Annotated in this window: 6 protein-coding genes; 3 read left to right on the top strand and 3 right to left on the bottom strand. The window is 68.0% G+C overall.

Features of this window, described 5'->3' with window-relative positions; all coding sequences use genetic code 11:
- Window positions 1–1,003 (bottom strand): lipase family protein (locus AX708_RS05825; protein WP_156454531.1); only part of this gene is annotated, 1,003 nt, incomplete at its 3' end.
- 207 nt (window positions 1,004–1,210) lie between these two features.
- Between AX708_RS05825 and AX708_RS05820 the strand changes: the two genes are divergently transcribed.
- On the top strand, window positions 1,211–2,431 hold the full coding sequence (locus tag AX708_RS05820) for an argininosuccinate synthase (RefSeq protein ID WP_066531974.1): 1,221 nt from the start codon (window positions 1,211–1,213) through the stop codon (window positions 2,429–2,431).
- 984 nt (window positions 2,432–3,415) lie between these two features.
- Window positions 3,416–3,979 (top strand): septal ring lytic transglycosylase RlpA family protein, encoded by a 564-nt coding sequence (locus AX708_RS05815; protein ID WP_082745688.1) that lies wholly within the window; start codon window positions 3,416–3,418, stop codon window positions 3,977–3,979.
- Between the two features lie 8 nt (window positions 3,980–3,987).
- Here AX708_RS05815 and AX708_RS05810 read toward each other — a convergent pair whose 3' ends face one another.
- The gene (locus AX708_RS05810) at window positions 3,988–4,380 is read right to left on the bottom strand and encodes a hypothetical protein (RefSeq protein WP_066531973.1); all 393 of its coding nucleotides are present in this window, start codon (window positions 4,378–4,380) and stop codon (window positions 3,988–3,990) included.
- Between the two features lie 95 nt (window positions 4,381–4,475).
- Between AX708_RS05810 and AX708_RS05805 the strand changes: the two genes are divergently transcribed.
- Window positions 4,476–5,924, top strand: coding sequence for a hypothetical protein (locus AX708_RS05805; RefSeq protein ID WP_066531972.1), 1,449 nt, complete (start codon window positions 4,476–4,478; stop codon window positions 5,922–5,924).
- Between the two features lie 34 nt (window positions 5,925–5,958).
- Here the strand turns inward: AX708_RS05805 and AX708_RS05800 are convergent, their stop codons facing one another.
- Window positions 5,959–6,474 (bottom strand): hypothetical protein, encoded by a 516-nt coding sequence (locus tag AX708_RS05800; protein ID WP_066531970.1) that lies wholly within the window; start codon window positions 6,472–6,474, stop codon window positions 5,959–5,961.
- Between the last annotated feature and the right edge of the window lie 386 nt (window positions 6,475–6,860).

Genomic DNA, 6,860 nt, shown 5'->3' with positions numbered 1-6,860 from the left:
GTGCGGCACCCGCCGGCAGCTTTTGCGCGAAGATCGAGGGCCAGTAGGAGTTGATCGCCGAATGGGCGTCCTCGATTTTGCCTTTCGCCCCGCGACGGATCGCCTCGAGGATCGCGGTCTGCGCAGCCTTCTGCCCCGGATCGCCGGTCACGGGTTGCGGCCAGGGCTTGTCGTTATGGTGATCGGGGTAGTATTCGAGCGTGCCTGCGAGCGCGTATCCGCCATGGGTCAGCTCCAGCAGTTCCAGAACGGCATCGAGCTCCCAGCTCGAACCGCGGTGCCACTCTTTCAGGATATCGAAGCTGTCATAGGCGGGCAGGAACGGGACAAGATCATCCTCGCGCTGGTAGCGCACGGTGTTCGTCTCGAGGCCTGCGCTACGATAGGCATCGACGAACGCCTGGTTGCCCGCCAGAGGCGCGGCGAAAGCGTGGACCTGAATGGTTTTCGGCCCGCCATTGGCCGCCGATGGCAAGCAGGCCTGCGCGAGCGCTGCGCAAAGGAAACTCATCCCCGCACCCTTGGAATGGCCGGTGATGCACAGGCCCTTGAACTTGCTCCAGTCGCGCCCGGCGAGATCTGGCCCGATCCCGCGCCAGAGCTCCGTCATGGCAGCGTGGAAGCCCTGGTGTACCATGCCGAAATCCTGGCCGGGCGCCGGGCTGAAGGCCACTTGCTTTGTCTCGTCGTCCTGCAGCCAGTCCCTGAAGAAGGCGATCAGCGACCTGATGCTGTCGAAGGTGCTCAGCGTTCCCCGCAAGGACACGATCACCCAGCCATCGGGGGTCTCGCCAACCAGACCCGCATCGATGCGGTCCGGCCCGGCGGTGTAGACTTTGGGCGCATCGCCCCACCCCACCGGCGCATTGAAGAAATCGACGCGTTGATAGGTCGATCCGACGATCGAATAGGCGCAGATCGCCGCTTCGATCATTCTCTGGGCCATGGTTGTCGCCGGAACCGGCGGCGGCACTGGAATCGGCGGCGGATTGATACGGTCCATGTCGATGCTCCCCTGATCGTGTCGCCAAGAGAATGCTTCAATTCATCTGCAAGTCAAACGATTCCTTACTTTATTTCAGTATGTTGACAGCGACTTACCAAGCCTGACGACAACCCGCCGCCCCGCGCGGTGCCCCCGCGCGGCAATCGCCATTGCCGTTCCCGCCCCCCGCTGTTAACGGCGCGCGCAATCAGGAGTGCGCCCGTCATGTCAGACACCAAGAAAGTCGTCCTCGCCTATTCGGGCGGTCTCGATACCAGCGTCATCGCCAAGTGGCTGAGCGTGGAGCGGGGCCTCGAGGTGGTGACCTTCACCGCCGATCTCGGCCAGGGCGAGGAGATCGAGCCTGCGCGCGCCAAGGCCCGGGCGATGGGCATCCCCGACGATCACATCTTCATCGAGGATGTGCGCGAGGAATTCGTGCGCGATTTCGTCTTCCCGATGATGCGCGCCAATGCCCGCTATGAGGGCGACTACCTGCTCGGCACATCGATCGCGCGCCCGCTGATCTCCAAGCGTCTGGTCGAGATCGCACACCAGACTGGCGCCGATTTCATCGCTCACGGCGCGACCGGCAAGGGCAATGACCAGGTGCGCTTCGAACTCAGCGCCTATGCGCTCGACCCGGACATCAAGGTGATCGCCCCGTGGCGCGAATGGGACCTGACCTCCCGCACCGCACTGATCGCCTGGGCGGAAAAACACCAGATCCAGGTGCCCAAGGACAAGCGCGGCGAGAGCCCCTTTTCGACCGACGCGAACCTACTTCACACCTCTTCGGAAGGCAAGGTGCTCGAGGACCCGTGGGAGGAAACCCCGGACTACGTCTACTCGCGCACGGTCAACCCCGAGGATGCGCCCGACCAGCCCGAATACATCACGCTGGATTTCGAGAAGGGTGACGGCGTGGCCCTCAACGGCGAGGCCATGTCGCCCGCTACGCTGCTGGCCGCCCTCAACGATCTTGGCCGCAAGCATGGCATCGGCCGGCTCGACCTCGTCGAGAACCGCTTCGTCGGCATGAAGAGCCGCGGGATGTACGAGACCCCCGGCGGCGAGATTTACGCCCGCGCGCATCGCGGGATCGAGCAGATCACGCTGGATCGCGGCGCGGCGCACCTGAAGGACGAGCTCATGCCCAAGTATGCCGAGCTCATCTACAACGGCTTCTGGTTCAGCCCCGAGCGCGAGATGCTGCAGGCCGCGATCGACCATTCGCAGGACAAGGTATCCGGCACGGTGCGCCTGAAGCTCTACAAGGGCCTGGCGAGCGTCGTGGGCCGCAAGTCGCCCTTCTCGCTCTATTCCGAAGCCCACGTCACCTTCGAGGATGATGCCGGGGCCTATGACCAGAAGGACGCCGAAGGCTTCATCAAGCTCAACGGCCTCCGCCTGCGCCTGCTCTCGCGCCGCAACCGCGACGCCTGATCTGCGCTTTTGAATAGGTGAAAACCGAGTCGCGCCGATCGCCGGAGCGGCTTGGAAACGTTACAATGACAATTTGGAGGCGGTTTCGCTCCCGCATTTGCTCCGCTTCGCGTCAAATGCGACGAAGCGTTGAGTTATCCACGTATGTCCACAGGCTAAACTGCGCCGAGTGGAAAAGTCGCGGGTCCGAATGTTGTCAGAACGCCGATTCAGGCGCACTTTGAACCTGTCTTCGGGACACGAAGCAACCGGAACCGAAAGCCGCAAGGCCTTGGAGAACCGGAGGTTTTTATCCCAAGGATGGCGGTGACATCTGTCCACGCGCCGGTCTGGAGACGGCATGCAGGAGGCTTCGGCCAAAGGCAAGCCGGCTCAATTCAAGGGTCGGAGCGACGCGGTGGCACCGGACAGGTCCGAGAACCTGGCCGAGCGGAAGTGCAGCGGAAACGGCGAAAGCCCCCAAGCCGCGGCTCTTGTGAACGGTAAAGGGACGAAGGCCTCGGCGGACGGGCGAATGCGGAAGGGCAGCGAAAGCGCGCGGACCCATGGTCAGGCGGCAGACGCAAACCCGGCAGACGCACAGAAGCCGGATGCCGGCGCGAGCGCCGGTGACAAATCTTCCGGAGGGCCGGCCGCAAGGCGCAGGCGACGGGAGGCTAGACATCGGGCGCCAAGCATGGCCCGCAAAGTGAAGGATGCCGAAGGTTCGCCGGAGGCATCGCGAGCGGAGCGGTCATCCACACGCCGGTGAGAGTGGGGTCGGCAGCGATGCCGGCCCCATTTGCCTTGCGCGCGGCCGCCGGCGACGCACCTGCCCGCGCCGAGTCGTCGCATCGCATTCGGCTCGCAAAGACGTCCCGGCCTGCCTACCGTTCCACGGCTCGCCGCATTTCCGGCTCATTTCGCGGCCCATCGGAACCTTCCCATCGGTGAGTTGCTAACCTGGTTTGCCTTTTGCAGGGCAGCCCCTGTATCGGCCCCGCCATGCGGACGGGAATTCGCATACTTGGCCTCGATGCCCCCCACACCGGCCCGCTGCGCGCGAACCGCCTTCCGCTCGTCTGGGCGATCGCGGGTCTCGCCAGCCTCGTGCCGCTCGCCGCCTCGACGGCCGCCTCGCCCGACGCGGCGACCCCGACCGAAGCCGTTGCCAGCAGCGCGGCGATCGAGCTCGTCCCGCTCCAGCCGGACACAGAGGTCACCGCCCCGGCGCTTCCCGATGCGGCGCCCGCGCCCTCGGCCCCGCAGGAAACCGTGATGGGCCGCGGCAGCGCCTCCTACTACGCCGCCAAGTTCGATGGCCGCCGCACCGCCAGCGGCGAGCGGTTCGACAATGGCGCGATGACCGCAGCGCACCGCACCCTGCCCTTCGGCACCCTCGTGCGGGTCACCAATGTCGCCAACGGCCGCAGCGTCATCGTGCGCATCAACGACCGCGGCCCCTTCAGCCGCGGCCGGATGATCGACGTCAGCCGCGCCGCCGCGAGCGAGCTCGGCCTTGTCGCACGCGGCCACGGGACGGTCGAACTCGCAGTGATCGCCGACTGACGCCGCGATCAGGGATTGGCCGCGTAGGTCATCCCGAGCGAGGACGTGTCGCCGGAAATCTTCAGCTTCAGCCGCGCGGTCTCCATGCTTGAGGTATTGCGCAGCAGCGCCTGCTCTCCGGGCCCGAAAGCGGCGTTGACCGCCCCGCCCGGTGCCATCGTGCCGCGCTCGACAGGAGCGCGCGCGTCCTCGGCAAGGCCGTAGACCACCACCGCCACCGGTCCGGTGTTGCGTCCGGTCACCGTGAAGCTGCCCTTCTGGCCACCGCCAAGCTCGAAGGTCTGCCCCGCTTCGATCTGAAGCCCTGACGTGATCACGCCCGCACTGACGGCAGTGCCGCTCAGGGCGAGTGCTGCGACGGCAGCGAGCAGGCGGGGGGCGAAATTTTCGGGGTAAGGCATCGTCGACACTCCTTGCGCATGTCCCCATCCGCACACAGCTACTGCGCAGACCCCTGAGCGGATGCAGCAGGCTGACGATAGCGCCACCCTGCCCCTTGCGCAGTCGCGCCGGCGAGCTAACCAATGGCTCTGCCCTGCCGGGCTGCTCGGGGATCTTCGCCATCACGCTCTTGCTCATCCTTGCCTATGTCGCAGTGCAGATCGCGCTCGCGGTCTGGGTCGGGCGCGGGGCGCGGTCCGACACCGACTACCTCGTCGCCGGGCGCAGCCTTTCGGCGGGCGCGGTGGGCATGTCGATCTTCGCCACCTGGTTCGCCGCCGAGAGCCTCATCGCCACATCCTCCGAGGTTGCCGCCGAAGGCATCGTCGGTGCCCGGGCAGAGCCCTTCGCCTATGCGCTCGGCCTCGTCGCGGTGGCGCTGTTCTTCGCCCGCCGGCTGCGCGAGGGGGGCTTCATCACCCTCGCCGACTTCCTGCGCGACCGCTTCGGCGGGCGGACCGAGAGCCTCTCGGCCGCCGTCATCGCGCTCTCGGCCACCACCTGGTCCGCCGCCCAGCTCTTCGCCTTCGCCGCCATCATCGACACGGCTTCCGGCATCGGCTTCGTCCCCGCCCTGCTCGGCGCGACGGCACTGGTGATGACCTACACCCTGTTCGGCGGGCTTGCGGGCGACGTCGTCACCGACATCCTGCAAGGCATCGTCATCCTCGTCGCCATCGCCATCCTCTTCGCGCTCATGCTAGCGGCCGCGGGAGGCCCCGCCGCGATGTGGGCCGCCCTGCCGGACACCGCCTTGCGCCCGCCCCCGGCCTCCGAGACCTGGGCCGACCGGGCCGAGCTCTGGCTCATCCCCATCATCGGCACCATGGTGAGCCAGGAGGCGATCTCGCGCACGCTCGCCGCGCGCACCCCCGAGGCCGCCCGCTCCGGCGCGCTGCTCGGCGCGGGGGTCTACCTCGCCGCGGGGCTCGTCCCGGTCGCCTTCGGCCTCTTCGCCCCCCAGCTCGGCCTGCCGCTCGGCGAGGGCGAGGCCTTCCTGCCCAGCCTCGCCAAGGCGCTCTTCCCCGGCTGGCTGCTGATCGTCTTCACCGGAGCCCTCGTCTCGGCGATCCTCTCCTCGGTCGACTCCGCGCTGCTCGCGGTCTCGGCGGTCATCACCGAGAGCGGGTACCGCCGCCTGCGTCCAGCCGCCTCGGACCGCGCCCTGCTGCGCGCCGCCCGCACCGCCACGGTCGCAGCCGCGGCGCTCGCGGCGGGGCTGGCGCTGTCGGGCGAGAGCCTGCGGGCGCTGGTGATGGACGCGGGTGCGATCGGCGCGGCGCTCGCGGTCCCCATCATCGCCGGGCTCGCCGGGTCGCGCGCGGGGCTGGCCGCCTTCGCGTCGATCGTGGTCCAGATCGCGGTGCTGGGCGTGCTCGACTGGGGCCTCGGCCTGCCGGGCGCCTTCCTGTGGATGCTGGCGAGCGGCACGCTCACCTTCGCCGCGCTCGCCGCGTGGGAGCAGCGCCGCGCCGCCCCCGCCGCCCCTGTTGGAGACACATGAGACACTGTCCAGAGCCGGAAAACCGGCCCCCGCGTCAGCCCTCCTGCGTGCCTTCCGCGCCGTCCTCGGGCAGGTCCTCGTCCTCCCCGTCCCACGCGATCGTCACCGGCGGGTTCCGCAGCGCCTCGACCCGTTCGTCGAAATCGAGCACCGCTGCGCGCACGCCCTGCGTGTCCTCCACCCGGTCGAGCCGCCCGAGATGCGCCAGCAGCAGCCGCGTATCGAAGCGGGTGCGCGTGGCGACCTCCTCGCCGTGGTAATAGACCGTCTCGGCCACCCCGTTCAAAGCCCGGTCGGCGAGCACCTCCTCGACCTGCGGGCGGGCGAGCACCAGGGCGGCATCCCACATCCGCCGGAACTCGGGGGAAGCGCGCCGCATCCGGTAGAGATGCGCGCGGCTCACCCCCGCCTGCGCCGCCGCCGCCCGCACATTGCCCCACTGCGCCAACACCTCGACAAACCGCGCCTGCGCCTCGGGCGCGACATCGGGCACGAGGCTGGCGGGATCGACGATATGCGTGGTGGGCGCGGACGCAGGCGTGTCGGACATGGCGGTTTCCTCCGGAGCTGAGTGTTCTCGGGCGTGTTAGCGACCGCAAGGCCGACCGGCCGCCCGCAGGCCCGACAGGGCCGAGGATAGCCAAGCGGGCGGACGCCCGCGCCGGCGCTTGAGGCAAACAAACGCTATGACGGAGGCTATCAGAGGCAAATGGCTGTAGGAAAATGGAAAATCCTCCCCCTTGGGGGAGGGGGACCATCCAACGGATGGTGGAGGGGCGTCCTTGTGTTCCGCACGCCATCCGGCGTGCGAAATCCTCGCTCACGCGATCTGAAGATCGCATCGCTGCGGGCGCGCGTTCGCGCTTGCGGGCCTGCGGCCCGAGGGCTGATCCAAATCCCCCCTCCCGTTCACGGGAGGGGCGCGAGACTTAACGA

The organism is Erythrobacter sp. CCH5-A1, assembly GCF_001557115.1.
Lineage (GTDB): Bacteria > Pseudomonadota > Alphaproteobacteria > Sphingomonadales > Sphingomonadaceae > Erythrobacter.
The sequence above is the reverse complement of the archived record's forward strand: the minus strand, read 5'-3'. Positions and strand labels throughout refer to the sequence as shown.

Bases quoted from the DNA above. Each gene is read 5' to 3' on its own strand.
- AX708_RS05815 (WP_082745688.1), top strand. From the start codon at position 3,416: ATGCGGACGGGAATTCGCATACTTGGCCTCGATGCCCCCCACACCGGC.
- AX708_RS05800 (WP_066531970.1), bottom strand. From the start codon at position 6,474: ATGTCCGACACGCCTGCGTCCGCGCCCACCACGCATATCGTCGATCCC.
- AX708_RS05820 (WP_066531974.1), top strand. From the start codon at position 1,211: ATGTCAGACACCAAGAAAGTCGTCCTCGCCTATTCGGGCGGTCTCGAT.
- AX708_RS05810 (WP_066531973.1), bottom strand. From the start codon at position 4,380: ATGCCTTACCCCGAAAATTTCGCCCCCCGCCTGCTCGCTGCCGTCGCA.